This window comes from Thauera aromatica K172 (genome assembly GCF_003030465.1).
GTDB classification, from domain to species: Bacteria; Pseudomonadota; Gammaproteobacteria; order Burkholderiales; family Rhodocyclaceae; genus Thauera; species Thauera aromatica.
In genome coordinates this window covers 2077418-2103340 of sequence record NZ_CP028339.1, presented here as the reverse complement: position 1 = coordinate 2103340, position 25923 = coordinate 2077418, and the positions used below count along the sequence as shown (strand labels likewise).

The 25923-nt window shown below is 67.9% G+C and carries 21 protein-coding genes; 8 read left to right on the top strand and 13 right to left on the bottom strand.

What is annotated here, in order from left to right; all coding sequences use genetic code 11:
• Nucleotides 1-196: 196 nt before the first annotated feature.
• Nucleotides 197-1993, bottom strand: a complete 1797-nt coding sequence (locus Tharo_RS09940) for an acyl-CoA dehydrogenase (protein WP_107221043.1) — start codon at nucleotides 1991-1993, stop codon at nucleotides 197-199.
• Nucleotides 1994-2141: 148 nt separating this feature from the next.
• On the opposite strand from Tharo_RS09940, the gene Tharo_RS09935 reads away from it, so the two are divergent.
• The gene (locus Tharo_RS09935; protein ID WP_107221042.1) at nucleotides 2142-2744 is read left to right on the top strand and encodes a TetR/AcrR family transcriptional regulator; all 603 of its coding nucleotides are present in this window, start codon (nucleotides 2142-2144) and stop codon (nucleotides 2742-2744) included.
• Between the two features lie 9 nt (nucleotides 2745-2753).
• On the opposite strand, the gene Tharo_RS09930 is transcribed toward Tharo_RS09935, so the two are convergent.
• From Tharo_RS09930 to ppx, 8 genes are all read right to left on the bottom strand, one after another.
• Nucleotides 2754-3524 (bottom strand): TatD family hydrolase, encoded by a 771-nt coding sequence (locus tag Tharo_RS09930; protein WP_107221041.1) that lies wholly within the window; start codon nucleotides 3522-3524, stop codon nucleotides 2754-2756.
• Between the two features lie 13 nt (nucleotides 3525-3537).
• Nucleotides 3538-4338: an enoyl-CoA hydratase gene (locus Tharo_RS09925; RefSeq protein ID WP_107221040.1), complete on the bottom strand. Its 801-nt coding sequence runs from the start codon at nucleotides 4336-4338 to the stop codon at nucleotides 3538-3540.
• Between the two features lie 107 nt (nucleotides 4339-4445).
• Entirely contained in the window at nucleotides 4446-6131 is a 1686-nt protein-coding gene (locus Tharo_RS09920; RefSeq protein ID WP_107221039.1) for an acyl-CoA synthetase, read from the bottom strand.
• A 43-nt stretch (nucleotides 6132-6174) separates the two neighbouring features.
• A complete protein-coding gene (locus Tharo_RS09915) occupies nucleotides 6175-6813 on the bottom strand; it encodes an ABC-type transport auxiliary lipoprotein family protein (protein ID WP_245880870.1) in 639 nt (212 codons plus the stop codon).
• A gap of 31 nt (nucleotides 6814-6844) precedes the next feature.
• On the bottom strand, nucleotides 6845-7789 hold the full coding sequence (locus Tharo_RS09910; protein WP_107221038.1) for an MlaD family protein: 945 nt from the start codon (nucleotides 7787-7789) through the stop codon (nucleotides 6845-6847).
• Between the two features lie 2 nt (nucleotides 7790-7791).
• Nucleotides 7792-8586, bottom strand: coding sequence for an ABC transporter ATP-binding protein (locus tag Tharo_RS09905; protein WP_107221037.1), 795 nt, complete (start codon nucleotides 8584-8586; stop codon nucleotides 7792-7794).
• Complete coding sequence (locus tag Tharo_RS09900; RefSeq protein ID WP_107221036.1) at nucleotides 8583-9701, bottom strand: MlaE family ABC transporter permease; 1119 nt, start codon at nucleotides 9699-9701, stop codon at nucleotides 8583-8585. Before Tharo_RS09900 ends, Tharo_RS09905 begins: the two co-directional genes overlap by 4 nt.
• Nucleotides 9702-9716: 15 nt before the next feature.
• Nucleotides 9717-11219, bottom strand: a complete 1503-nt coding sequence (ppx, locus tag Tharo_RS09895; protein WP_107222386.1) for an exopolyphosphatase — start codon at nucleotides 11217-11219, stop codon at nucleotides 9717-9719.
• Nucleotides 11220-11439: 220 nt separating this feature from the next.
• Here ppx and ppk1 point away from each other — a divergent pair, with 220 nt between their 5' ends.
• Complete coding sequence (gene ppk1 / locus Tharo_RS09890) at nucleotides 11440-13512, top strand: polyphosphate kinase 1 (protein ID WP_107221035.1); 2073 nt, start codon at nucleotides 11440-11442, stop codon at nucleotides 13510-13512.
• Between the two features lie 63 nt (nucleotides 13513-13575).
• Here the strand turns inward: ppk1 and Tharo_RS09885 are convergent, their stop codons facing one another.
• Nucleotides 13576-15792, bottom strand: coding sequence for a RelA/SpoT family protein (locus Tharo_RS09885; RefSeq protein WP_107221034.1), 2217 nt, complete (start codon nucleotides 15790-15792; stop codon nucleotides 13576-13578).
• 91 nt (nucleotides 15793-15883) lie between these two features.
• Between Tharo_RS09885 and Tharo_RS09880 the strand changes: the two genes are divergently transcribed.
• Both Tharo_RS09880 and Tharo_RS09875 read left to right on the top strand, forming a co-directional pair.
• Entirely contained in the window at nucleotides 15884-16663 is a 780-nt protein-coding gene (locus Tharo_RS09880; protein ID WP_107221033.1) for a M90 family metallopeptidase, read from the top strand.
• A gap of 205 nt (nucleotides 16664-16868) precedes the next feature.
• Nucleotides 16869-17309, top strand: coding sequence for a host attachment protein (locus Tharo_RS09875; protein ID WP_107221032.1), 441 nt, complete (start codon nucleotides 16869-16871; stop codon nucleotides 17307-17309).
• A gap of 263 nt (nucleotides 17310-17572) precedes the next feature.
• On the opposite strand, the gene thpR is transcribed toward Tharo_RS09875, so the two are convergent.
• The 3 genes from thpR to ispD are packed head-to-tail and all read right to left on the bottom strand — an operon-like array spanning nucleotide 17573 to nucleotide 19342.
• Nucleotides 17573-18130, bottom strand: coding sequence for an RNA 2',3'-cyclic phosphodiesterase (thpR, locus tag Tharo_RS09870; protein ID WP_107221031.1), 558 nt, complete (start codon nucleotides 18128-18130; stop codon nucleotides 17573-17575).
• 11 nt (nucleotides 18131-18141) lie between these two features.
• Nucleotides 18142-18636 (bottom strand): 2-C-methyl-D-erythritol 2,4-cyclodiphosphate synthase, encoded by a 495-nt coding sequence (gene ispF / locus Tharo_RS09865; RefSeq protein WP_107221030.1) that lies wholly within the window; start codon nucleotides 18634-18636, stop codon nucleotides 18142-18144.
• A gap of 4 nt (nucleotides 18637-18640) precedes the next feature.
• Complete coding sequence (gene ispD / locus Tharo_RS09860; protein WP_107221029.1) at nucleotides 18641-19342, bottom strand: 2-C-methyl-D-erythritol 4-phosphate cytidylyltransferase; 702 nt, start codon at nucleotides 19340-19342, stop codon at nucleotides 18641-18643.
• 242 nt (nucleotides 19343-19584) lie between these two features.
• Between ispD and amrB the strand changes: the two genes are divergently transcribed.
• From amrB to mfd, 4 genes are all read left to right on the top strand, one after another.
• Nucleotides 19585-20409, top strand: coding sequence for an AmmeMemoRadiSam system protein B (gene amrB / locus Tharo_RS09855; protein WP_107221028.1), 825 nt, complete (start codon nucleotides 19585-19587; stop codon nucleotides 20407-20409).
• The gene (gene amrA / locus Tharo_RS09850) at nucleotides 20396-20962 is read left to right on the top strand and encodes an AmmeMemoRadiSam system protein A (RefSeq protein WP_107221027.1); all 567 of its coding nucleotides are present in this window, start codon (nucleotides 20396-20398) and stop codon (nucleotides 20960-20962) included. Before amrB ends, amrA begins: the two co-directional genes overlap by 14 nt.
• A 43-nt stretch (nucleotides 20963-21005) precedes the next feature.
• Nucleotides 21006-22127, top strand: a complete 1122-nt coding sequence (amrS, locus tag Tharo_RS09845) for an AmmeMemoRadiSam system radical SAM enzyme (protein WP_107221026.1) — start codon at nucleotides 21006-21008, stop codon at nucleotides 22125-22127.
• Between the two features lie 162 nt (nucleotides 22128-22289).
• On the top strand, nucleotides 22290-25820 hold the full coding sequence (gene mfd, locus Tharo_RS09840) for a transcription-repair coupling factor (protein WP_107222385.1): 3531 nt from the start codon (nucleotides 22290-22292) through the stop codon (nucleotides 25818-25820).
• The last annotated feature ends 103 nt before the right edge of the window (nucleotides 25821-25923 follow it).

Below are 25923 nucleotides of genomic sequence, written 5' to 3'. Positions count from 1 at the left end.
CGGCCGCGTTTCTACCGCCACAGCGTAAAGGATCGGCGCCAGGGCCCGGTATCGGGTCCGGCGCCGTTTTCATTGTTTGGTGCGGTCGATCGGCCGCGGCCGGCCGATCGACCGACGCCGCAAGACCGGTACCGCCGACAGCGTGGCGCTCGGCTCGACGGCAGTGGCGGCCGCCGTCTTTCGCCGGCGCGGTGCTTCAGAACTGCGTATCGTCCAGTTCCAGCGCGCCTGCCGCCCCATTCACCACCGTGTAGGCCAGGCCGGGCGCCTGCGCCATGACGTGGTCGGCATAGAAGCGCGCGCTGACGATCTTCGCCCGGTAGAAATCCGCCTCGCCCTCGCCGGCCTCGAGCCTGCGCCGGGCCGCCAGCGCCGCACGGGCCAGTTGCCAGCCGCCGGCGACGATGCCGAGCAGCCGGAGGAAGGGAACGGCCCCGACCGAGGCGGCCTTGATGTCCCGGTCGTAGGTGGCGAGGATATAAGCCACGGCTTCTTCGACCGCAGCGATCCCGCTGCCCAGCGCACGGCGGATGGCGACGAAGGGCTCGTCGCCGATGACACCGAGTTCGGTTTCGACTGCGCCCATCTGCCGCACCACGGCGCCGATCGCGGCCCCGCCATCACGGGCGATCTTGCGCCCGATCAGGTCGTTGGCCTGGATGGCCGTCGTGCCTTCATAAATCGAGGTGATGCGGGCGTCGCGCAGATGCTGCGCCGCGCCGGTCTCCTCGATGAAACCCATGCCGCCGTGGACCTGGACCCCGGTCGAGGCGATCTCGAACGCATTTTCCGTCAGCCAGCCTTTCACCACTGGAATCATCAGATCGACGAACACCTGGCTGTGCGCGCGTTGCTGGGCGTCGGCGTGGCGATGCGCCTTGTCGGTCTCGGCGGCGACGACGTAAGCCAGCGCGCGCATCGCCTCGGTCTGGCTTTTCATCGACATCAGCATCCGGCGCACGTCGGGGTGGCGGATGATGCTCACCTTGGGACCGCCGCGCACTCCTGCCTCGGTGCCCTGGACGCGCTCCCTCGCATACTGCAAGGCATGCTGGTAAGCACGTTCGGATAGGGCCAGGCCTTCCATGCCAACCGCGAAGCGGGCCTCGTTCATCATGATGAACATGTACTCGAGGCCGCGGTTGGGTTCGCCCACCAGCGTTCCGGTCGCGCCGCCCTGGTCGCCGAAGGCGAGCACGCAGGTCGGACTGGCGTGGATCCCGAGTTTGTGTTCGATCGAGACGCAGCGCACATCGTTGTGCGCCCCCAGGTTGCCGCCGGCATCGACCAGGTACTTCGGCACGACGAACAGCGAGATCCCCTTCACCCCCTCGGGCGCATCCGGCAGGCGGGCGAGCACAAGATGGACGATATTGTCGGTGAGATCGTGCTCACCGTAGGTGATAAAGATTTTCTGCCCGAAAAGCCGGTAGCTGCCGTCAGCTTGCGGCTCGGCGCGGGTACGGACCGCAGCGAGATCGGAGCCCGCCTGGGGCTCGGTCAGGTTCATCGTGCCGGTCCATTCGCCCGCGACCATCTTTGGCAGATACATCGCCTTCTGCGCGTCGGAGCCGCACAGCAGCAGGGCCTCGATCGCGCCGGTGGTCAGCATCGGGCACAGCGAGAACGCCATGTTGGCCGATTTCCACATTTCCATGACCGCGGTCGACACCAGCTTCGGCAAGCCCTGACCGCCATGCTGCGGATCGCAGGCGATGGCCGTCCAGCCCGATTCGGCAAACTGGCGGTAAGCCTCCTTCCAGCCCGGCGCGGTGGTGACTTCACCGTCGTGCCATCTGGCGCCATGCTGGTCGCCGCTGCGGTTCAACGGCGCGAGAACGCCGGCGGCAAACTTGTCGGCCTCCTCGAGAATGGCATCGACCAGGTCGGGAGTGACATCCTCGTTGCCCGGCAGCCGGGTGACCTCGTCGAGGCCGGCGAGATCGCGCATCACGAACTGCATGTCACGGAGAGGCGCGCTGTAGTTGCTCATGATTGGGTCACTCCAGGATGGGGGTGGATCGGATTTCCGCAGCCGGCGGCGGGAGCCATGCGCCGAATCGGATGGGTACCGGACGGTGGGAGATCGGTATGGATGTACACGGTAGCGCATGGAGAAAGAATCACCCATACTACACCGTATGGAAAACATCGCCAAAAAACCGCGTGTGCAGCTCGATCGCGATGCCTGGATCGCGGGTGCCACCGAAGTTCTCGCCGAGGAAGGCATCGCCGGGCTGCGCGTCGAAGTGCTTGCCAAGCGCCTCAAGGTCACCAAAGGCAGCTTCTACTGGCACTTCAGCGATCGCCGCGATTTGCTGATGGGCGTGCTCCACCACTGGAAAGAGGGCCGCATCCGCGACATCCGCAAGCAGACCCGGACCCAGCCGGGGCGGGAGCTCGAACAGATCTACCACGTCATCGACGTGTACGGCGCCAGCCGCAGCCGGCGCGGGATGATGATCGAACTCGCGGTGCGCGACTGGGCGCGCCGTGATGCCCAGGCCGCCGCGATCGTCGCCGAAGTCGACGACGTCCGCCTGCGCTGTGGCCGCGAGCTGTTTCTCGCCTGCGGGGTGCCGATGGAGGAAGCATCCAGCCGCTGCATGCTGCTCTACGCTTACGTGTTCGGCGTGTCGTTGATGATCTACGACCGTTTCGACAGCGACATCGCCCGGCTCAAGCGCGATATCGCAGACCTGATCGCACGTTCGGGGACCGCCAGAATGGCTGCCCCGGGCTGAGCCAGGAAGTCAGCGCGGCCTCCAGCCGCCGAGCGCGGCGCTGGTGTTGCGCCCGGTGGCGGCGACGATTTCTTCCACCGGGAGGGCGCGCAGCTCGGCGAGCAGCTCGGCATAGGCCCGCAGATTCGCGGGCGTATTGCGCTGCCCTTGCCCCCAGGCCGGCGGGATGTCGGGCGCATCGGTTTCCAGTACGATCGCATCCAGCGGCAGGCTGGCGGCGAGCGCGCGGATCCGCGTCGAGCCGGAAAACGTCATCGAGCCGCCGAAGCCGAGCTTGAAGCCGAGGGCGATGAACATCTCGGCCTGCTGCCGGCTGCCGTTGAAGGCGTGGGCGATGCCGCCGGGAACGGCAATACGGCGCAGTTGCCCGAGAATCGGATCGATCGCGCGGCGCACGTGCAGGATCACCGGCAGGCCGTGCTTGCGCGCAAGGCCGAGCTGGGCGGCAAAGAAATCGAGCTGTCGCGCCGGATCGACATCGTGCACGAAATGGTCGAGGCCGATCTCGCCCACCGCCAGCGCGACTCCCTCGCCCAGACGCTGGTCGAGCACATCGAGATCTTCCGCGCGGGCCTGCATCACGTACAGGGGATGAATGCCGAGCGCGCACGCGGTATCACTGCGGGCAGCGGCCAGCGCCGCCACCGCATCGAAGTTGTCCGCCCCGACTGCGGGCACGACGAAGCCGTCCACGCCGGCGGCGCGGGCCGCGGCGATCACCGCCTCGCGGTCGTCATCGAACTCGGCCGCATCGAGATGGACGTGGGTGTCGATCAGCATCGGAGGCTCGGTTTCAGCTGCCCTTGAACATCGGCGGGCGCCTGGCGAGGAAGGCATCGATGCCTTCGGCGGCATCGTCGTACATCATGTTGTGCGCCATGGTTTCCGCCGCAAGCTGATAGGCGGCATCCACCCCCATCTCGAGCTGCCGGTAGAACAGCTGCTTGCCGGAACGGATCGCCGCTGCGGACCGAGCGACGATGGCGGCGGCGAGCGCCGCGACTTCGGCATCGAGCGCGGCCTCGGCTACCACCCGGTTGAGCAGGCCGCAGCGCCTGGCTTCGTGGGCGTCGATGAAGCGCCCGGTCACCAGCATCTCGAATGCCTGCTTGCGCCCGACATTGCGCGACAGCGCCACTCCCGGGGCGGCGCAGAACAGGCCGACATCGATCCCGGACACGGCGAAGCGGGCGCTGTCGGCGGCGACCGCGAGGTCGCACATCGCCACCAGCTGGCAGCCGGCCGCCGTGGCGATGCCATGCACTCGTGCGATGACCGGCTGCGGAAGCTCGGTGAGCTTCATCATCAGGCGGCTGCACAAGCGAAAGAGCCGCTGCTGGAACCCCAGCGCAGGCGTCGCGCGCATTTCCTTCAGGTCGTGGCCGGCACAAAACGCCTTGCCTGCGCCGGCGAGCACCACCACCCGCACCTGCGGGTCCCGGGCAATGGCGTCGAAGGCCTCGAGCAGGGCTTCGAGCATCGCCAGCGACAAGGGATTGAAGCGCGCGGGACGGTTCAGCGTCAGCGTCGCCACGCCGGCATCGTCGCGGCGCAGCAGCAGGGGTTCAGCGGTGGTGTCGGGCGGCATCGCCATCGGTCGGGGCTCCAGGTCATCAGCGCGGGCGCGGCGCCATGGTACCTCCTCGCCCGCTCCCGGCCCAACTCTACGCCCCCAACTCCACGCCCCCTACTCCACCTCCCCTACTCCGTGCCCCCGCCGCGCGGCGGGACGCCCTCCCCGGACGCTGCCGCCGACTGCGCCCGTTCGCGCAGCATGAACTTCTGGATCTTGCCGGTCGAAGTTTTGGGCAAGGCGCCGAAGACGATCTTCTTCGGCATCTTGAACCCGGCCAGGTGCGCGCGGCAATGGGCGAGCAGCGCCGCGGCGTCCGCTTCGGCCCCGTCGCGCAGTTCGACGAAAGCGCAGGGCACTTCGCCCCACTTCTCGTCGGCCAGCGCGACCACCGCCACGGCCATCACCGCGGGATGGCGGTAGAGCACGTCCTCGATTTCGATCGACGACACGTTCTCTCCGCCCGAGATGATGATGTCCTTGGCGCGGTCCTTGATCTTGACGTAGCCATCGGGCTGCAGCACCCCCAGATCGCCGGTGTGGTACCAGCCACCGCGGAACGACTCGGCGGTCGCCCGCGGATTCTTCAGGTAGCCCTTCATCACCAGATTGCCGCGGAACATGACTTCGCCCATGGTCCGGCCGTCGCGCGGGACCGGCTCCATGGTGTCCGGGTCGATCACCGTGATCGCTTCCTGGGCGTGGTAGCGAACGCCCTGGCGGCCGTTGAGGGCGACCTGCTCGGACAGCGCCAGATCGGCCCATTCGTCGTGCTTGGCGCACACCGCGGCCGGGCCGTAGGTTTCGGTCAGGCCATAGACGTGGGTGAGATCGAAGCCGATCCTGGCCATGCCCTCGATCACCGCGGCCGGCGGCGGCGCGGCGGCGACCAAGCCATGCACGGTATGGTCGATCCCTTCACGCCAGGCCGCGGGCGCGCTCGCCAGCAGCGAATGCACGATCGGCGCGCCGCAGTAGTGGGTGACGCGATGGGCGCGGATGGCGTCGAAGATCAGGCGCGGATCGACCCGGCGCAGGCAGACGTTGATGCCCGCGTTGGCGGCCATCGACCACGCGAAGCACCAGCCGTTGCAGTGGAACATCGGCAGCGTCCACAGGTAGACCGCGTGCGGCGGCATGCCCCACGAGACGATGTTCGACAAGGCGTTGAGATAAGCGCCGCGGTGGTGGTACACAACCCCCTTCGGGTCGCCGGTGGTACCCGAAGTGTAGTTCAGCGAGATCGCATCCCATTCGTCGGCCGGCGACTCGAAGACAAAATCCTCGCTGCCGCTGGCGAGCAGCGCCTCGTAGTCCATCCGCCCCAGCCGTTCGCCCGGGCCGACGTACTCGGAGTCGTCGACATCGATCACGACGAGGCCGCTGCGCCCGGCGAGCGCGAGCGCTTTCTTCGCCACCGCGGCGTATTCGCGATCGACCAGCAGCACTTTCGCCTCGGCGTGCGCGAGGATGAAAGCGACGGCCTCGGGGTCGAGCCGGGTGTTGATGGTGTTGAGCACCGCGCCACAGGCGGGAACGCCGAAATGGCATTCGAACATCTCGGGCGTGTTGTTGAGAATCACCGCGACGGTATCGTTGCGGCCGACGCCGAGCTGTTTCAGCGCCGAAGCCAGGCGCCGCGAGCGAGCGAAGCTCTCGGCCCAGGTATACCGCCGCCGCCCGTGGATCACAGCGAGCCGCTGCGGATAGACGGCGGCGCTGCGCTCGATGAAGGTCAGCGGTGTCAGCGCCGCGTAATTGGCGGCATTGCGCTCCAGCCCCGTATCGTAGGGCGAACTTCCGGTCCCGCTCATTCTCGGCTCCTTTCCTCTCGCATGCGCGGCCATCAGGCCCGCTTCAGCCCCGGCAGCGCATCCCCGCGTCCAGGGGCGGTCCTGCACGATGAAGGGTGGCGATCCAGCCCGCCAGTTCCCCGGCGAGCCGATCCGCCGCGGCCCGGAATGCGGCCACGCCACCGACCGCATCGGCGCTCGGTGCCGGCACGTCGGCGCGGAATTCGCGCTGCGCCAGAGCCTCGTCGCTGCGCGGCGGCACCAGCCCGGCGCGCAGCACCACCTCCACCCGGCTGCGTTCGATACCGTCGAACACTTGCACGAACTCGTCCACCTCGATCCGCAGCCGGCAGCGGTTGCCGCTGCCATCCGGTTTCAGCGCCCGTTCCAAGGCCAGCGCCAGCATGTCGGCAGGCTGGGCGACCCAGCGGCTTTCGGTGTAGCTGCGCCGACGCAGGGGATCGTCCCATTGCAGGCGGTACTGCAGCGCGCTGCTTGCCAGCCAGGGCGGCGCCGCGACCTCGACCCGCAGGGGTGCGAAACGGGGGGCGAGCCCGGCCGGCGCGCCCAGGCCCAGATCGTAGAAGGCCATCGGCGGGGGTTTCAGGTTCAGGCCGCTGCAGCCGGCCAGCGCGGCGGCGATCCCGAGAGCGGCGACGATGCCGCGCAGGCCGGAGGCTGTTGGAGATCGCCCGGAAATCATCGTTTTTGTCGTCCGTATCGAAAGTGGATGCTCACTGTGGGAGCGCCTCGAAACCCGCTTCTCCCGGCCCCGGCTCGCGCGCCGCGCGGCCGGTCAGAAGGACCTGCGGCGTGCTCTCCACCTCCTCGACCAGGCGTCCGACCCGGCGCGAAGTGGTGGTGAGCTCGCGCAGCAGTTCGTTGAGCTGCGGCAGGGTGCCGTCGATGAGGCCGCTGCTGGTCGCCGTCGCGGCCTCGTCCAGGCGCACCGTCATGTGCTCGATGCGGGCCAGCAGCCCGCGCAACTCGACCACCGCCGGCGTGGCCTCGGCGCTGGCCTGCTCGAGATTGCCCAGGGTCGCCTGCAGGCTGGCGAGGTTGGCCGGGCTCAGCACTGCACGCAGCGCCCGCAGCGTTTCCGGCACATCGGCGAAGCTGCGATCCATGCCTTCGGCAGCCGACTCCAGCCGCTGCAAGGTCGCGCGCAGGCGGGCGACGTTTTCGGCGTCGAACATTCGCGCGACCTGGGTGCCGATCATGTCGAAGCGGTCCACCGCCGCGAGCGCCCGCTCCGCGATCCGGTCGAGCAGGCCGGGTTCGAGCGGAATCCGCGGCGGGGTGTCGGCGGTGCCGTCGAGCGGGGTCGGGTCGTCACCGCGATCGTCGAGCTGGACGTAAGCCAGCCCGGTCACTCCCATCGTGCCGAGGGTGGCGCGCGTTCCCCGGGTCAGCGGCAGGTCCTCGGCGACGCGGACATGGACCAGGATGTCGTGCGGTGGTTGCGGGTCGATGCGCACCGCGCTGACCGTCCCGACCGCCAGCCCGCGGTAACGCACCCGGGCCTGGGGTGCGAGGCCGTTGATGTCGCCGCGGGCGACCAGGACGAGATCGCGCATCGGCTCGCGCTCGTTCGAGAACCACCACAGGGCGCCCAGCAACGCGGCTCCGAGGATGAGTGCGAACAGGCCTGCGGCGAGGGCGTGGGCTCGGTTTTCCATGATCAGCGGTCTCCCTGTGCCCGGGCCAGGGCCCGGCGGCCATGCTCGCCGTGGAAGAAGCGCTCGATGAAAGGATGATCGACCTTCAGCGTGTCTTCCAGCGTGGCATAGCTCAGGATGTGTTTGTCGGCCAGCACCGCCACCCGGGTGGCCATCGCCGCCAGGGTATCGAGGTCGTGCGTGACCAGCACCACGGTCAGCCCCAGTTCGCCGCGCAGCGCCAGGATCAGGCGCACGAAAGCGGCGCTGCGGTCGGGGTCCAGGCCCGCGGTCGGTTCGTCGAGCAGCAACAGCTCGGGCTCGAGTGCCAGCGCACGGGCGAGGGCCGCACGCTTGACCATCCCGCCGGAGAGCTCGGCCGGCATCAGCCGCGCGTGCTCGGGCTCCATTTCGACCATCGCCAGCTTCAGGGCGACGAGATCGCGGATTTCATCCTCGTGCACGATGCCGAGCTCGCGCAGCGGAAAGGCGATGTTTTCACCCACGGTAAAGGCGGAAAACAGCGCCCCCTGCTGGAACAGCACGCCGAAGCGGCGCTGGCGCGCGATGCGCTCGTGCACCGTGCCGGCGTGCAGCGCTTCGCCGAACAGCCGCACCTCGCCCTCGGCCGGCCGGGTGAGGCCGATGACGTGGCGCAGCAAGGTCGTCTTGCCGCTGCCCGAGCCGCCCACCAGGGCCACGATCTCCCCGGCCTCGACGTCCAGGTCGAGCCCCTGGTGCACCACGTTGGCGCCGAAGCGCGTGGCCACGCCGCGCAGCGAAACCACCGGAGCGCCCTGCGGCCGGCCGGCGCTCATCCCGGAATCCCGATCGAGCGGGTGGCGATCGCGAAGATCGCATCCACCAGGATCACTACCGTGATCGCTGACACCACCGACGCCGTGGTGTTGGTCGACAGGCTCTCGGTGTTGGGCCGCACGCGCAGGCCGAAATGGCAGGCGATGAGGGCGATCAGCAGGCCGAACACCGCCCCCTTGGAAAGGCCGATGAACAGGTTCGCCACCGGCACCGCATCGGGCAAGGCATCGATGAAGTAGCGGAACGACAGATCGAGCTCGATCCAGGCCGACAGCCAGCCCCCGAGCAACGCCACCGCCGAGGTCCACAGCACCAGCAGCGGCATCGCCAGCGTCAGTGCGATCACTTTGGGCAGCACCAGGCGCAGCGAGCGCGAAATGCCCATCGCCGCGAGCGCATCGATTTCCTCGGTGACGCGCATCACGCCGAGCTGGGCCGTCATCGCCGACCCCGAGCGTCCCGCCACCAGCACCGACACCAGCACCGGCCCGAGTTCGCGGATGATGCCCAGACCGAGGATATTGACGATGAAGGTGTCGGCGCCGAACATCTTCAGCTGCAGGGCCGACAGATAGGACAGCACGACGCCGATCAGAAAACCCACCAGGGCGGTCACCGCCATCGCCTTGACCGCAACCTTGTGGAGATTGGCCGAAATTTCCAGCATCGGCCATTCGCGCGGATGGCGGGCAAGATGCAGCAGATCGAGCAGGAGCTGGCCGAGCAGAGCGACGAAATCGCGCAGATGGACGCCCAGGCCGAGAATTGCCGCACCCAGCATCGCGACCGCGTCCGCAACCGTAAACGAAGGAGCCAGCACGAGCGGCCGCGCCGCGGCGCGGGCGACGCGCTCGATGGTGGCGCGGTGGGCTTCGCTCAGTTCGACCTGCGCCGGCCACTGCCCTCCCCAGGCACGCCACAGCAAGAGCGCACCGAAGCTGTCGAGGCGATCGACCGCGGATAGCGACCAGTGCGCACAGCCCTGCGCCGTCGCCAGCTCGCGCCGCCGCGCCGCGACCCGGGCGGACAACCCCATCAGCGTCCACTCGCCGGCCAGACACACCGTCCCCGCCGCACGATCGATGACGATTCCGCGATCGATGCCGGCAGCCATGGCGATCGTCGCCGCTCAGGCCGCCGCGCTGCGCGCACCGAGCGCGCGCACGTACAGTCCGCGCCCGAGCGCGACCCACTGGCGGCGCTCTTCCTCGAGCGCCGCGGCGGTCAGCGGCCGCTTCTGCAGCCAGCTGGCCGGAGTGTTCACCGAAAACCCCCTGCCCTCGTGCTGCATTTCGATCGGAGGAATGCCGCGTGCGTCGCGGGCGCGATGTACCACCACCGCCAGCCGCAGGCAGGCGACCAGCAGCCAGTCCACGCTGTCGGCGGCGATCGAAGAGACCCGCTCGAGCTTGCCGCGATGGGACAGCACGAGGCGCGCCAGGCGGGCCTGGTCCATCCGTGAAAAACCCGGCATGTCGGCGTTGGCGACGATGTAGGCGCTGTGCTTGTGATAACTCGAATGCGCCACCGAAATGCCGATTTCGTGGAGCATCGCGGCCCAGCGCAGGAAGCGCCGGTCGAGGTGCTCGGGGTCGGCCATCTCCGGGGCGAGCTGCCCGAGCAGATGGCAGGCGGTGTCGGCGACCTGTTGCGCCTGGCGGGTATCGACTCCGTAACGGCGCACGAAAGCCGCCACCGTGGCGTCACGCAGGTCGTGATGGTGGTAGCGCCCGAGCAGGTCGTAGAGCACGCCCAGGCGCAGCGCGCCTTCGGAGAAGACCATGCGCTCGATGCCGAACTCCTTGAACACCGCGCTCATGATCGCGAACCCGCCCAGGATCACCGGCAGGCGGTCGCCCTTGAGCCCGGCCAGATCGAGCGCGTCGAGCCGCCCCGCGCGCAGCAGCACGGCCTTCAGCCGCTCGAGCCCGTCACGGGTGATGCCGCCGCTGGAAAAACCGTTCTGTTCGAGAATTTCGAGCAAGGCCTTGGCCGTTCCGCTGGAGCCCACCGCCTCTTCCCAGCCGGCTTCCCGGTAGGCCTGGACGATGGTCTGCAGCTCGCGCCGGGCGGCGAGTTCGGCGTCCCTCAGGCTGCGCTTGTCGATCCGCCCGTCGGGGAAAAAGCGCAGGCTGAAGCCGACGCAGCCCATGTAGCGCGACTCCAGCAGCACCGGCTCGAAGCTCTTGCCGATGATGAACTCGGTCGAGCCGCCACCGATGTCGACGATCAGCTGCTGGCGGTGCGGATCGGGCAGGGTATGCGCCACGCCGACGTAGATCAGCCGCGCTTCCTCACGCCCGGCGATGACCTCGATCGGGAAGCCGAGCGCCGCCTCGGCGCGGATCAGGAACTCGGCACTGTTCTTCGCCACCCGCAAGGTGTTGGTCGCCACCGCACGCACCCGTTGCGGAGTGAAAGCGTGCAGGCGCTCGTGAAAACGCTGCAGCGCCGCGACCCCGCGCTGCTGCGCGGCGAGGTCGAGCATCTTGTCCGGCGACAGGCCGGCCGCCAGCCGGACCGCTTCTTTCAGGCCGTCGAGCGGGTAGATCTGGTCGTTGACGATACAACCGACCTGCAGGCGGAAACTGTTCGAGCCCAGGTCGATGGCCGCAATTAGATCTCGCATCATCACAATTCGGAGGACGCCGCCGGCGCCGGAAGGGGCGATTTTAGCATCATCGGCGACACCCTCCCCGGCACGTCGATCCGGCCGCGGCACCGGCGCGCGCAGCGCGCAGCCGCCACGATACGCTTTGTCGATCTTCATGCGCGGTGCCTGTCATGAATGCGAAGTAAAACTGTCACATAATCATCGATACCGACTCGCGCCCACCCCAGCCGGAATCTCCATGAGACACGACCACCCCTATCCCGCCGACCACTTCATCAACCGCGAACTGTCCCTGCTCCAGTTCCAGCGCCGCGTCCTCGCCCAGGCCGCCGATCCGACCGTGCCCTTGCTCGAGCGTCTGCGCTTCCTGTGCATCGTTTCGAGCAATCTCGACGAGTTTTTCGAGATCCGCGTCTCCGGCCTCAAGGAGCAGATCCGCGTCGGCAGCCGAAAATCGGGCGAGGACGGCATTTCTCCGAGCGAGCTGCTCGAGCGCGTCAGCCGCGAAGTGCACGCCATCATCGCCCGCCAGTACCAGTTGCTCAATGAAGACATCCTGCCCGCGCTGGAGCAGGAAGGCATCGTCTTCCTGCGCCGCAACCAATGGACGGAAGCACAGCGGGCCTGGATCCGCATGTTCTTCCTCAACGAAGTGATGCCGGTGCTGACGCCGATCGGCCTCGACCCCGCCCACCCTTTTCCGCGCGTGCTCAACAAGAGCCTGAACTTCGCCGTCGAACTCGAAGGGCGCGACGCCTTCGGCCGCGACTCGGGTGCGGCCATCGTGCAGGCACCGCGGGCACTGCCGCGCGTGATCCGGCTGCCGCGCGAAATCTGCGGGCTCGAATACGGTTTCGTGTTCCTGTCCTCGGTGCTCCACGCCCATGTCGGCGAACTGTTCAGCGGCATGCACGTGCTCGGCTGCTATCAGTTCCGGGTCACGCGCAACTCCGATCTGTTCGTCGACGAAGAAGAAGTCAAGGACCTGCGCGCCTCGCTCAAGGGCGAACTGCAGCAGCGCCAGTTCGGCGGCGCGGTGCGGCTCGAAGTCGCCGACAACTGCTCGGTGGACATGGCTTCATTCCTGCTGCAGCACTTCCACCTCGACAACGACGATCTTTATCGCACCCCGGGCATCGTCAACCTCGTGCGCCTGATGCAGATCCCGGACTGGGTGGAGCGCCCCGACCTCAAATACTCCCCGTTCGTCCCCGGCCTGCCCAAGGCGCTGGAAAAACGCCGGCCGATCTTCGCCGCCATCCGCAGCCAGGACATCCTGCTCCATCACCCCTTCCAGAGCTTCGCCCCGGTGATCGAGATGCTGCGCGCGGCGGCTGACGACCCCCAGGTGCTGGCGATCAAGATGACCGTGTACCGCACCGGCACCGACTCGGTGCTGATGGAGCATCTCGCCCGTGCGGCGCAAAAAGGCAAGGAAGTCACCGTCGTCCTCGAACTGATGGCGCGCTTCGACGAAGAAGCCAACATCGCCCTCGCCAGCCGCCTCGAGGACGTCGGCGCCCATGTCGTCTATGGCGTGTTCGGCTACAAGACCCACGCCAAGCTGCTGATGGTGGTGCGCCGCGAGGAAGACGGCCTGCGCCACTACGTGCACATGGGCACCGGCAACTACCATCCGCGCACCACGCGCTTCTATTCCGATTTCGGCCTGCTCACCTGCAACAAGGAGATCGGCGAGGACGTCGCCGACGTGTTCAAGCAGCTCACCGGCCTGGGCAAGGCGACCGAACTGCGCCACTTGTGGCAGTCGCCGTTCACGCTGCAGCCTAAGGTCGTGGCCGCGATCGGGCGCGAAGCCGAAATCGCCCGCGCGGGCCGGCGCGGACGCATCCTGGCGAAGATGAACGCCCTGCTCGAACCGGAAACCATCGAGGCCCTCTACGCCGCCTCGCAGGCCGGCGTGGAGATCGACCTGATCATCCGCGGCCCCTGCGCGCTGCGTCCGGGCGTGCCCGGACTGTCGGACAACATCCGGGTGCGCTCGGTGGTGGGCCGCTTCCTCGAACATCACCGCATCTTCCATTTCCACGCCGACGGCGAAGACCAGATGTACCTGTCGAGCGCGGACTGGATGGACCGCAACTTCTTCCGCCGCATCGAGATCGCCTTCCCGGTGCTCGACCCCCGCCTCAAGCGCCGGGTGATGAAGGAAGGGCTGCGCCCCTACCTGGGCGACAACTGCCAGGCCTGGGACATGCAGCCCGACGGCAGCTATCGCCGCAAACACCCGCGCAGCATCCGCCGCGTGGCGCAGCTGATCCTGCTGAAGGAACTGGCGGCGAGCAGCTGAGCGCTTCCCCTGCGCCGCGCAAGGCGGCGCCGTCTTGCGCCGCGCGGCAGCGGAGCCCCCGGTTCAGCGGCGCTGGGCGTCGATCACTCCCGGCACCTCGCGGATCAGCGTGATCGCCCGCTGCGCCTGCTTGATCCCGCGCACTTCCATGGTGAAGCGCATGTAGGCCGTGCCCTTCTTGGTCAGCGAGTTGACCGCGATGACGTTGAGCTTCTCGCGCGAGAGCACGTCGGAAATGTCGCGCAGCAGCCCCTGACGGTCGCCGGCCTGGACGTTGATGTCGACCTGATAGAGCGCGTCGCGGCTGTCCGCACCCTGCTCTCCCCACTCGGCCGCGATCACGCGCTCGGGGTGGGCCCGGGCGAGCTGCTGGAAATCACCACAGTCGATGCGATGGATCGAGATCCCGCGCCCGCGGGTAACGAAACCTTCGATCGCATCGGGTGGCGCAGGCTTGCAGCAGCGCGACAGCGACGTCATCAGTTTGCCGACGCCGACGATCAGGATCTTGTCCGAGTTGTCTCCCGAGCGGCTGCGGCCGACGACAAAACCGGTTTCCGCCGCCGGCTCCGGGGGCGGTGCATCGCCTTCGCGCAGCGCTACCTGCAGCGCACGCGGGCCGACTTCGCCACGGCCGGCGGCGAGAAACAGGGTTTCGGCGTTGCGAAACCCGAGACGCTCGGCGAGCCCGTCGATGTTGGCCTGGGCGTGGCCGTCGCGCTGCATTTCCCGGGTGACGAAGCTGCGCCCGCGCGCAAGCAGCTCTTCCTCGTCGAGCTGGGCGAAATACTGCCTGATCTTGGAGCGCGCGCGCGAAGTCGCCACGTAGGCCTGGCGCGGGTCGAGCCAGTCGCGCGACGGCCCGCCTTCCTTGGCAGCGACGATCTCGACCGTCTGCCCGTTTTCCAGCGGCGTGTTGAGCGGCACCAGGTGGCCGTCGATCTTGGCCCCGCGGCAGTGGTGGCCGAGATCGGTGTGCAGGCGGTAGGCGAAATCCACCGGCGTCGCGCCGCGCGGCAGATCGACGACCCGGCCCTGCGGGGTCAGCACGTACAGCGTGTCGTCGAGCGAAGCGCGCTTGTACTGCTCCGCCCAGTGCGCGGCATCGGCAACCTCGTCGCGCCACGACAGCAGCTTGCGCAGCAGCGCGATCTTCTCGTCGTAGTCGCCGCCGCTCCTGGCCCCTTCCTTGTAGCGCCAGTGCGCCGCCACTCCCAGTTCGGCGTGCTTGTGCATGGCATGGGTGCGGATCTGCACTTCGAGCGCGCGGCCGTCGCTGGCCAGCACCGCGGTATGGAGCGACCGGTAATTGTTGCCCTTGGGCTTGGTGATGTAGTCGTCGAATTCCTTCGGGATCGGCTGCCAGATCTGGTGCACGACGCCAAGCACCGTGTAGCAGTCCTTGATCTCGTCGACGAGCACGCGCAGCGCGCGGATGTCGAACACTTGCGAGAAGTCGAGCCGCTTCTTGCGCATCTTGTTGTAGATGCTGTAGATGTGCTTCGGCCGCCCGCTGATTTCGGCCTTCACTCCGGCCGCGGCAAGCTCGCCGGCGAGGCGCGCGATGGCGTCGTGGATGAACTGTTCGCGTTCGACCCGGCGCTCGTCGAGCATCTTGGCGATGCGCTTGTAGGTCCCGGGTTCGATGAAGCGGAAGGACAGGTCCTCCAGTTCCCACTTGATCTGCCACACGCCGAGCCGGTTGGCGAGCGGGGCGTAGATGTCGAGGCTCTCGCGCGCGATTTCGATGCAGCCGGCGGCGGGCTGGTCGGCGGGTTGGTCGGCGTAGTAGCGCAAGGTCTGGGTGCGCGAAGCCAGGCGCACCAGCACCACGCGGATGTCCTCGACCATCGCGAGCAGCATCTTGCGCAGCACTTCGTTCTGGGCGCGGATCTCGGGCGCGCTCGCCGTCGCCGTCATGCGCGTGATCACGCGCAGGCCGTTGAGCCGGTGCAGCCCGTGCACCAACCCAGCGACCGCCGGCCCGAAGCGTTTGCCGAGCTCTTCGCCCGGATGCTCGAGCAGGTCCCAGACGGCGAACAGCAGCGCCGCCAGGCGCGTCTCGACATCCAGGCGCAGCGAGGCGCTGATCAGCGCGGCCCCGATCGCATGGGTCCAGGTCGACTCGCCGGTGCCGAGGACCTTGCCTTCGTAGAGGGTCGCGATCCAGTCGAGCGCGACCTCGATACGGCCGCGCTCGACTTCGTCCAGGCCGGCGGCGAGCAGTTCGATCGGGGGCGCGGTATCGCCCTGGGAAATCGCATGAGTGACGGAAACCATGGCGGCGGATTATCCCATATCGGGCCGCCGCCCGCCCGCGCCCTGCTGTGCGATCATCCGGGGCCAGATTCCCTGCACGATGCCCCCTCCCATGCTGAAACGGATCCGACGCTGGCTGGGGCTGGAACGCAATCCGGCCGAAGTTCCCGCTGCACAGTGGGACCGAGTCGAGCGCGGTCTGCCCTTTCTCGATTTTCTGACCCCGCCCGAGCGCATCCGCCTGCGCGCCCTGGCGCTCGAGTTCCTTGCGTCGAAGGAATTCCATGGCGCGCGCGGCCTGCGCCTGGACGACGACATCCTGTTGTCGATCGCGCTCCAGGCCTGCCTGCTGGTGCTCGACATCGGCCTCGAGGCATACGCCGGCTGGGTCGGCATCGTCGTCTACCCCGGCGATTTCGTCATCCCGCGGCGCGAGTTCGACGAAGCCGGCGTGGTCCACGAATACGAGGATGAAGTGCTGGGCGAGGCCTGGGAGGGCGGACCGGTGCTGGTGGCCTGGTTCAACGAGGGTGCCCACCCGCCCGGCGTGAACGTCGTCATCCACGAGTTCGCCCACAAGCTCGACATGGAAAACGGCGGCGTCGACGGGCTCCCCCGCCTGCGCGCCGGCATGTCACGCAGCGCCTGGGCGGCGGCGTTCAGCGAGGCCTTCGATGCCTTCCGCGCCGAAGTCGACCGCGGCGCGCAGACCGCGATCGATCCCTATGCGGCCGAGGATCCGGGCGAATTCTTCGCCGTGGTTACGGAAACCTTCTTCGAATCCCCGCACCACCTGCGTGCGCGCTTTCCCGCCATCTACGAGCAATTACGCCGGTTCTACGGGCTTGATCCGGCCGCCGCGGCACGATCCCCGCCCGAAGACCGGACATGAACGCGCGCGAAGTGCCTGCCGACGAGAATGTTCTGATTTTTCGGTCGATTGCATTCCCGACCAGCAAAAACCGATCCCACCATGCGGCAACAATTGCAATTGGCAGAGTACGGGCGAATGGCTAAGCTGAAAGTGCTGCGACTTCCGGCACACCAACGCCACATTGTCGTGGTGATGCGTTTTTTCTAGCAATGGAGGGTGTCACATGGCCATAACCTGGATTTTGGTTGCCAACGCCAGCCTGGCGAAGCTCTATGCGAACCTCGGCCCCAACAAGGGGCTGACGCTGGTGAAGGAACTGATCCACCCCGAGAGCAGACAGAAAAACGCCGAACTCGTCACCGACCGCTCCGGCGCCATGGCAGCGAACGGTTCGGGTGGCGGCTCGATGCAGCCGCAGACCCTGCCCAAGCAGCACGAAGCCAAGGTATTCGCCCAACAGATCGCCCAGGAGCTGTACCAGGGGCGCGCAGCCAACGCGTTCAGGCGCGCGATCCTGGTCGCTCCGCCGGCCTTCATGGGAATGCTGAACACGGTCATTGACGGTCCGACCGCGCAACTGATCACCGACCGTTTCGAAAAGGACTACACCAAGACCCCCGAGAACGAGCTCGGCGACCGCCTCGGTTCGGCGATCCTGCTCTGAGCCATGCGACGATTCAGGGCCTCGACGGCCCGTTGTGGAGGAGGAAGCATTTGACCCTAGCGACCAGGATGCACCCTTCGCGCTGACTGAAGCACGTTCATCACCATGATGTCTCCCCCCGGGAGACCGGGCTGTTCGCAGAACAAGCCCAGAATAGGCGGGGCGCTATGCGCCCCGTTTTCCTTTTGGTGCGTCCTTTGGGGTGTCCTTTTATGCGCCTGCCCGGGCGCGGTTTGTCATTTTCGGGCCGGGATTCCGCGGACTCATTTCCCGGCCAACGGCCAGGACCCCAGCACGCGATAAGTCGCCACACCCACGCCGCGCACCGACTCGAGCAAGGCGAAAGCGGAGACGGGCCAGCGCACGGCGGCAGGCCCGGTCGCCGGCGGCGCACTGCACGCATTGCGCAGCAGGGTGACATGGGGCGAAAAGGGGCGTGCTTCGAGTGCGAAGCCTTCCGCCTCGAGCTCCGCATCGAGATCCCCGGCCAGCGCCGACAGCGCCGCCGGCGCCTCTTGCGGCGCCAGCCACACGATGCGCTGGCCGTGCCAGCTTCCTACCCGGTCCAGTTCCAGGACGAATGGCGCACCTTCGATCCGCGCCGCCGCACGCGACAGCCGGTCGAGCGCCACGTTCGGGACTTCCCCCAGAAAGGCGAGTGTCAGGTGCAAGGTGTCGCGGCGCATCAAACGCCCGCCACAGGCCGACCACAGCCCGCGGGCGGTTTCGTGGAGGGCAGCCGCGACCGTGTGATCGGGCCACAGCGCGAAGAACACCCGCCGCCGGAGCGGGGCGGACGTGAGCAAGAGCGGCCCGGCCATCGTCCGTCCGTTCAGGCCGCGCCCGTGCGTGCGAGCAGGGCGACCACCTGGGCCGCGATGCCTTCCCCACGGCCGGTGAAGCCGAGCTTTTCGGTCGTCTTGCCCTTGATGTTGATGGCCGCGGCATCGATTCCAAGGTCGGCCGCGATGTTGGCCACCATCTGCGGTGCGTGCGGCAGGATGCGCGGCGCCTTGCAGATCACCGTGGCGTCGATATTGACGACCGCCCAACCGGCCGCGCGCACGCGGGCGAACGCTTCGCGCAGCAGCGCCCGGCTGTCCGCCCCGGCATGGGCCGGATCGGTGTCGGGAAAGAGGCGGCCGATATCACCCAGGCCGGCTGCGCCGAGCAAGGCGTCGGTGAGCGCATGCAACAGCACGTCGGCGTCGGAATGCCCCAGCAGACCGTAGGCGAAAGGAACCGTCACCCCGCCGATGATCAGCGGGCGCCCCGGAACCAGGGCATGGACATCGAAGCCCTGGCCGATGCGGAAAGGAAAATTCATCGCGTCACCCCCGACGGTGCTGGAGGATCCATTCGGCCAGATGAAGGTCGAGCGGATAGGTTACTTTCAGGTTGGTCGCATCGCCCTGCACCAGGCGGGGACGCAGCCCGGCCATCTCGATCGCGCTTGCTTCGTCGGTGACTTCGCTGGCCGTCTCCAAGGCGCGGCGCAGCATCACGTAACGGAACATCTGCGGCGTCTGCGCCTGCCACAGGCTGTCGCGCGGCACGGTTTCGGCGACATGCCGATGCTCGTCGGCGCGCTTGAGGGTGTCGGCGACCGGCACCGCTAGCAATCCGCCGACCTCGTCCTGGGCCAGTTCGCGCACCAGCTTGTCGATGTGCCAGGGGGCCAGGCAAGGGCGCGCCGCATCATGGACCAGCACCCAGTCGCTCTGCGCCGCTTCGCCGGCAATCGCCCGCAGGCCGCCGAGCACGCTGTCGGCGCGCGTCGCCCCACCGCAGAACAGCGGCACCAGCTTGGAGCCCAGTCCGCTCCAGTCGTGCCGCGCCCACTCGGCATCATCGACCGAGAGCACGACGAAAACCCGCTCGATCGCCGGTGCAGCGCACAGCGTGGCAAGAGCATGGTGGATCAGTGGCCGGCCGAGCAGAGGCAGATATTGCTTGGGGCGCGCCGCGCCCATGCGCGAACCGCTGCCGGCCGCCGGGACGATGGCAAAGTGACGGGGATGGAAGGTCTGCATGGCCCGATTCTAGCCGGGCAGCGCGCACCGCGGCAGCTCCCCGCGCCACCTCACCATGCCACCTCACCCCGCCCCCTCCCGGCGCAAGCGGGCTGCGCCGGGGCACGCCGCGCTCCGCCCGGTCGCACCACGTACAATGGCGCTGGGGTGCCGGCTCCCGACGCGGAACCTGCATCCCGCAAGCACCATCCTATAATTGCATCGTCGTTTCCCCCGAAGACTTGAAGGCAGGAATTGCGCACATGGCTGCCGCTTCGATTCGCCCGGCCGCGGTTGCCGGCTTGTTCTATCCACACGACGAGCGCGTGCTGCGCACCCAGCTCGCCGAGCTGCTGGCCACCGCAGTGCCGCTCGAAGCCGCGCCTATCCCCAAGGCGATCATCGTCCCCCATGCCGGCTACATCTATTCGGGGGCAGTGGCGGCGAGCGCCTACACCTCGCTCGCTCCGCTGCGCGAGCGCATCCGGCGCGTGGTCCTGCTCGGCCCCACGCATCGCATGGCGGTGCGCGGCTTCGCCCTCCCCGCAGCCCAGGTTTTCGCCACGCCGCTGGGCGAAGTGTCCCTATCCCAAGCGGACTGGCTGGCGCTGCAGGCCAGGCCGGACGTGCAGGTCGATGACCGCCCCCACGCTCTCGAGCACTGCCTGGAAGTCCAGCTCCCCTTCCTCCAGGTGGTGCTCGAACGCTTCGAGATCGTCCCGCTGCTGGTCGGCGACGCCCCCGCCGCGGCAGTCGCGGAACTGCTCGAAGCGCTGTGGGGCGGGCCGGAAACCCTGATCGTCGTCAGCTCGGACCTGTCTCATTACCATCCGTACCGCGAGGCCCAGTGGACCGACCGGGCCACCGTCGAAGCGGTCCTCGCCCTGCACGACGGCATCGATCACGAGCAGGCGTGCGGCGCAACTCCGATCAACGGCCTGCTGCTTGCCGCCCGCCGTCATCACCTTCATCCACAGCTGCTCGACCTGCGCAACTCCGGCGATACCGCCGGCGACCGTGCGCGGGTCGTCGGCTACACCAGCATCGCCTTTTCCGACACGGAGCTCCCCGACCATGCCCGACACTGACCTCGGCCCCCTCCTGCTCAAGCTCGCCCGCGCGGCGATCGCCCATCATCTGGGCCTCGCCCCGGCGCCCGAGGTGCCGCAAGACGCCCGCCTGCACGAGCGCGGCGCGTCCTTCATCACCTTGCTGCAGGACGGCCGGCTGCGCGGCTGCATCGGCAGCCTGCGTCGCTCGCACCCGCTGGGGGAGGATGTCATGACCAACGCCGTCGCCGCCGCCAGCAAGGATTCGCGTTTCCCGCCGCTCACCAGCGAGGAGCTGGGCGGGATTTCGATCGAAGTCTCGGTGCTGTCCGAGCCCGAGTTCATCGACTTTTTCGGTGAAGAAGAACTGCTCGCCCAGCTGCGTCCCTTCGAAGACGGCCTGATCCTGTTCTCGGGCTGCAGCAGCGCCACCTTCCTGCCCCAGGTGTGGGAACAGCTTCCCGAGCCGCGCGCCTTCCTCAACGCGCTCAAGCACAAGGCCGGCCTGCCCACCAACCGCGAGGTGGTCGAACTGATGGCCGCCCGCTACCACGTGCAGAAATGGAAGGAGAGCGAACAGGCCCATTCCTGAGCGCCCTTCCCGCCTGCGCCCACCCGAGCCGGAGCGCCCGTCCATGAAGACGTCCCCCTTGCCGACCGCCGACACCGGCAGCCGCCATCCCGCCCGCTACTGGCATGCGCTCGACGACGGCCGCTACCAGTGCGACCTGTGCCCGCGCTACTGCAAGCTGCATCCCGGCCAGCGCGGCGCCTGCTTCGTGCGCATGCGCGAAGGCAAGGACATGCTGCTGACCACCTACGGGCGCAGTTCGGGTTTCTGCATCGACCCGATCGAGAAGAAACCGCTGAATCACTTCTACCCGGGCAGCAGCGTGTTCTCCTTCGGCACCGCCGGCTGCAATCTGGCGTGCAAGTTCTGCCAGAACTGGGACATCTCCAAGTCGCGCGACATCGACACGCTGATGGACGCCGCCTCGCCGCAGGAAATCGTCGCCACCGCACAGCACTGGGGCTGCCACAGCGTCGCCTTCACCTACAACGACCCGGTGATCTTCGCCGAGTATGCGATCGATGTCGCCGACGCCTGTCACGCCGCCGGCCTGAAGACGGTCGCGGTCACCGCCGGCTACATCACCGAGCTGGCACGCAGGGACTTCTTTTCGCGGATGGATGCGGCCAATGTCGACCTGAAGGGGTTCACCGACGACTTCTACGTCAAGCTGTGTGGCGCCCACCTGCAGCCGGTGCTCGACACCCTATGCTGGCTGCGGCACGAAACCGAAGTGTGGGTCGAGCTCACCACCTTGCTGATTCCCGGCCACAACGACTCGGACGAAGAACTCACCGCCTTGTCCAACTGGGTGCGCAGGGAACTCGGCGCCGACGTACCGCTGCACTTCAGCGCCTTCCATCCGGATTTCAAGATGGACGACCTCCCGCCCACCCCACCGGACACCTTGCGTCGCGCGCGGCGCATCGCCCTCGATAGCGGCCTGCAGCACGTCTACACCGGCAACGTGCACGACATCGACGGCGACACCACCCGCTGCACCGGCTGCGGTGAAGCCCTGATCGTGCGCGACTGGTATGAGATCCGCAGTTACCGGCTCGACGCCCGGGGTGCCTGCCCGCACTGCGGCACCGTACTCGCGGGGCGCTACGGCGCAGTCGGCGCGGCGGTGGACAAGGCCTTCGGCGCGCGCCGGATTCCGGTCGCGATCCACCGTCGCCCCTGAATTCCCCCCAGCCTTGCCGCGGCAACAACCGCGCTACCGCTTCGATTGCCGCGATCCTCGCGTGGCGAAGGGCGCGCAGGCGCGGTTTGCGGGATAATTGCGCTCCTCGCCGCAGCCCCGCGCCGCGGGCGAACGCCCTCTTGCCGCAGATACATGCTCCCGATGCCAAGCCCGCTCGACGCCCTCCTCGTCCACCTCGCCACCCTGCCCCTGCCCAAGCCCGGCGCCCGCCTCGAGCTACCGCCGCTGGCCGGCTCCGCCGACGCGCTCGCGATCGCGCAACTCGCCGCCCGCGGGCGGATGCTGCTGGTGGTCACCGCCAACCCGCTCGATGCCCAGCGCCTGGTGGATGAAATCGCCTGGATCGCACCGGCCTTGCGCCTGCACCTGCTGCCGGACTGGGAAACCCTGCCCTACGACAGCTTCTCCCCGCACCAGGACCTCATCTCCGAGCGCCTGGCGACGCTGTACGCGCTGAGCCGCGGCGAAGCCGATGTCGTGCTGGTACCGGCCTCGACCGCGCTCTACCGGATGGCGCCGCCGAGCTATCTCGCCGCCTACACCTTCTTCCTCAAGCAGGGCGAGCGGCTGGATGGCGAGCGGTTCAAGGCGCAGATGGCACTGGCCGGCTACGCCCACGTCACCCAGGTGGTCAGCCCCGGCGAATTCTCGGTGCGCGGCGGCCTCGTCGACCTGTTCCCGATGGGCTCGCCGCTGCCGTTCCGGATCGACCTGTTCGACGACGAAGTCGAGAGCATCAAGACCTTCGACCCCGACACCCAGCGCACCGTCTACCCGACGAAGGAAATCCGCCTGCTGCCGGCGCGTGAATTCCCCCTCGACGATGCCGGGCGCACCCGCTTTCGCAGCTGCTTCCGCGAGACCTTCGAGGGCGACCCGACGCGCGCGGCGGTCTACAAGGACATTTCCAACGGCATCGCCCCCGCCGGCATCGAGTACTACCTGCCGCTGTTCTTCGACGATACCGCAACCCTGCTCGACTACCTGCCCGCCGACACCCCGGTGCTGCTGCACCGCGACGTTCCTGCGGCGATCGCCGAATTCTGGCGCGACACCCGCTCGCGCCACGACCTGCTCAAAGGCGACCGCAGCCGCCCGGTGCTGCCGCCCGAACAGCTGTTTCTCAGCGACGAGGCCTTCTTCATCGCGCTCAAGCGCCGCCCGCGCCTCGACATCGGCGCCGAGCGCGACACCAGGCACGGCGCCGGAGCGGGCAGCGGCACGGCCGCGGGCGAAGCGGCGGGCACGGTGGACAGCGCCGATCGCGATGCCGCCGCGCTCGCCCTGCCCGCGCCCGAGGTCGCCGTCGAGCGCAAGTCCTCCGACCCGCTGCACAGGCTCAAGGCCTTCATCGACGGTTTCATCGACGAAGCCGGCGGCCGCATCCTGCTCCTCGCCGACTCGCCCGGCCGGCGCGAAACGATGGCCGAGTTCTTCGCCGAATACGGCGTGAAGCCCGAGCCGACGGCCGACTTCGCGGCCTTCCTCGACGCCCGCAGCCCGGTAGCGCTCGGCATCGCTCCGCTCGCCCGCGGCTTCGTGCTGCCGGCGGCCAGGCTGGCGGTGCTGACCGAGGCCGAACTCTACGCCGCCACCGCCCGCAGCCGCAGCCGCCGCGACAGCCGCAAGGCGGCGACCATGGAAGGCTGGTTGCGCGATCTGTCCGAGTTGAAGATCGGCGACCCGGTAGTGCATGCGTCGCACGGTATCGGCCGTTACCTCGGCCTCATCCACATGAACCTCGGCGAAGGCGACACCGAATTCCTGCATCTGGAATACAACGGCGGCGACAAGCTCTACGTGCCGGTGGCGCAACTGCACGTAATCACCCGCTACGCCGGCGCCGACCCGGAAGGCGTGGAACTGCATCGCCTCGGCTCCGGCCAGTGGGAAAAGGCGAAGAAGAAAGCCGCGCTGCAGGTGCGCGACACCGCCGCCGAGCTGCTCGCACTTTACGCCCAGCGCGCCGCCCGCCCCGGGCACCGCTTCGATTTCACCCAGCACGACCTGGAAGCCTTCGCCGAAGGCTTCGGCTTCGAGACCACGCCCGACCAGCAGGCGGCGATCGACGCCGTGGTCACCGACATGAAATCGGGCCGGCCGATGGACCGCCTGGTATGCGGCGACGTCGGCTTCGGCAAGACCGAAGTGGCGCTGCGCGCGGCCTTCATCGCGGTGGCCGACGGCCGCCAGGTGGTGGTGCTGTGCCCGACCACCCTGCTCGCCGAGCAGCACTACCAGACCTTCGCCGACCGCTTCGCCGACTGGCCGATCAAGATCGCCGAACTTTCGCGCTTCAAGTCCGCCAAGGAGCAGGCCGAGTCGCTCCGGCTGCTCGGCGAAGGCAAGGTGGACATCGTCATCGGCACCCACCGCCTGATCCAGAAGGACGTCAAATTCAAGCGCCTCGGGCTGGTGATCATCGACGAGGAACACCGCTTCGGCGTGCGCCAGAAGGAAGCGCTCAAAGCGCTGCGTTCCGAAGTCGACGTCCTGACCCTCACCGCCACCCCGATCCCGCGCACGCTCGGCCTGGCGATGGAAGGCCTGCGCGAGTTCTCGGTGATCGCCACCGCGCCGCAAAAGCGCCTGGCGATCAAGACCTTCGTCCAGCCTTCGAGCCGCGGCGCGATCCGCGAGGCGGTGCTGCGCGAATTCAAGCGCGGCGGCCAGGTGTATTTCCTGCACAACGAGGTCGACACCATCGACAACATGCGCGACGACCTCGAAGAGCTGCTGCCCGAGGCGCGCATCGTCGTCGGCCACGGCCAGCTGCCCGAGCGCGAACTCGAGCGCGTGATGCGCGAATTCACCCAACAGCGCGCCAACCTGCTGCTGTGCACCACCATCATCGAGACCGGCATCAACATCCCCACCGCCAACACCATCATCATCAACCGCGCCGACCGCTTCGGCCTCGCCCAGTTGCACCAGCTGCGCGGCCGCGTCGGCCGCAGCCACCACCAGGCCTACGCCTACCTGCTGACCCAGCCCGGCGCCAAACCGACGCCGCAGGCGCAAAAGCGCCTGGAGGCGATCGCGCTGATGGACGAGCTCGGCTCGGGCTTCTACCTCGCCATGCACGACCTCGAGATCCGCGGCGCCGGCGAAGTCCTGGGCGAGAACCAGTCGGGCGAAATCCAGCAGGTCGGCTTCAGCCTGTACACCGAAATGCTCAAGCGCGCGGTCCGGGAACTGCAGGCCGGCCGCGAGCCCGACCTGTCACAGCCACTGGACGTCGTCTCCGAGATCAACCTGCACACGCCCGCGCTGCTGCCCACCGACTACTGCCCCGACGTCCAGGAGCGGCTGACGCTCTACAAGCGCCTGGCCAACTGCGAAACGGAAGAGGACCTGCGCGCGCTGCAGGAAGAGCTGATCGACCGCTTCGGCGAACTGCCGGCGCAAACCATCGCCCTGATCGAAACCCACCGCCTGCGGATGATGGTGAAAGCCTTCAGCGTGCATAAGCTCGACGCCTCGGAGGCGCAGATCAGCGTGCAGTTCGCCAAGGACGCGCCGATCGACCCGGTGAAGGTGATCTTTCTGGTCCAGAAGGACCGCAACACCAGGATGGCGGGCCCGGAAAAACTCGTCCGCCGCGCCAGCCTGCCCGATCTGAAAGAGCGGGTGAAGGCGGTGCGCGAATTGCTCGAAGCGGTCCGGACTTGATGAACATACGTTCACTGAACCCCGCTCAGCCCCGTATCATTGGAAAAACCACCGAGTAACTGCCCATGATGTCCGTTTATCGAAAACCTCCGCAGGCCTTTCC

Bases quoted from the DNA above. Each gene is read 5' to 3' on its own strand.
- Tharo_RS09915 (WP_245880870.1), bottom strand. From the start codon at position 6,813: ATGATTTCCGGGCGATCTCCAACAGCCTCCGGCCTGCGCGGCATCGTC.
- amrA (WP_107221027.1), top strand. From the start codon at position 20,396: ATGCCCGACACTGACCTCGGCCCCCTCCTGCTCAAGCTCGCCCGCGCG.
- Tharo_RS09905 (WP_107221037.1), bottom strand. From the start codon at position 8,586: ATGAGCGCCGGCCGGCCGCAGGGCGCTCCGGTGGTTTCGCTGCGCGGC.
- Tharo_RS09910 (WP_107221038.1), bottom strand. From the start codon at position 7,789: ATGGAAAACCGAGCCCACGCCCTCGCCGCAGGCCTGTTCGCACTCATC.
- Tharo_RS09935 (WP_107221042.1), top strand. From the start codon at position 2,142: ATGGAAAACATCGCCAAAAAACCGCGTGTGCAGCTCGATCGCGATGCC.
- ppk1 (WP_107221035.1), top strand. From the start codon at position 11,440: ATGAGACACGACCACCCCTATCCCGCCGACCACTTCATCAACCGCGAA.
- ppx (WP_107222386.1), bottom strand. From the start codon at position 11,219: ATGATGCGAGATCTAATTGCGGCCATCGACCTGGGCTCGAACAGTTTC.
- amrS (WP_107221026.1), top strand. From the start codon at position 21,006: ATGAAGACGTCCCCCTTGCCGACCGCCGACACCGGCAGCCGCCATCCC.
- ispF (WP_107221030.1), bottom strand. From the start codon at position 18,636: ATGAATTTTCCTTTCCGCATCGGCCAGGGCTTCGATGTCCATGCCCTG.
- Tharo_RS09885 (WP_107221034.1), bottom strand. From the start codon at position 15,792: ATGGTTTCCGTCACTCATGCGATTTCCCAGGGCGATACCGCGCCCCCG.
- thpR (WP_107221031.1), bottom strand. From the start codon at position 18,130: ATGGCCGGGCCGCTCTTGCTCACGTCCGCCCCGCTCCGGCGGCGGGTG.
- mfd (WP_107222385.1), top strand. From the start codon at position 22,290: ATGCCAAGCCCGCTCGACGCCCTCCTCGTCCACCTCGCCACCCTGCCC.
- Tharo_RS09920 (WP_107221039.1), bottom strand. From the start codon at position 6,131: ATGAGCGGGACCGGAAGTTCGCCCTACGATACGGGGCTGGAGCGCAAT.
- Tharo_RS09940 (WP_107221043.1), bottom strand. From the start codon at position 1,993: ATGAGCAACTACAGCGCGCCTCTCCGTGACATGCAGTTCGTGATGCGC.
- amrB (WP_107221028.1), top strand. From the start codon at position 19,585: ATGGCTGCCGCTTCGATTCGCCCGGCCGCGGTTGCCGGCTTGTTCTAT.
- ispD (WP_107221029.1), bottom strand. From the start codon at position 19,342: ATGCAGACCTTCCATCCCCGTCACTTTGCCATCGTCCCGGCGGCCGGC.
- Tharo_RS09880 (WP_107221033.1), top strand. From the start codon at position 15,884: ATGCTGAAACGGATCCGACGCTGGCTGGGGCTGGAACGCAATCCGGCC.
- Tharo_RS09925 (WP_107221040.1), bottom strand. From the start codon at position 4,338: ATGGCGATGCCGCCCGACACCACCGCTGAACCCCTGCTGCTGCGCCGC.
- Tharo_RS09900 (WP_107221036.1), bottom strand. From the start codon at position 9,701: ATGGCTGCCGGCATCGATCGCGGAATCGTCATCGATCGTGCGGCGGGG.
- Tharo_RS09930 (WP_107221041.1), bottom strand. From the start codon at position 3,524: ATGCTGATCGACACCCACGTCCATCTCGATGCGGCCGAGTTCGATGAC.
- Tharo_RS09875 (WP_107221032.1), top strand. From the start codon at position 16,869: ATGGCCATAACCTGGATTTTGGTTGCCAACGCCAGCCTGGCGAAGCTC.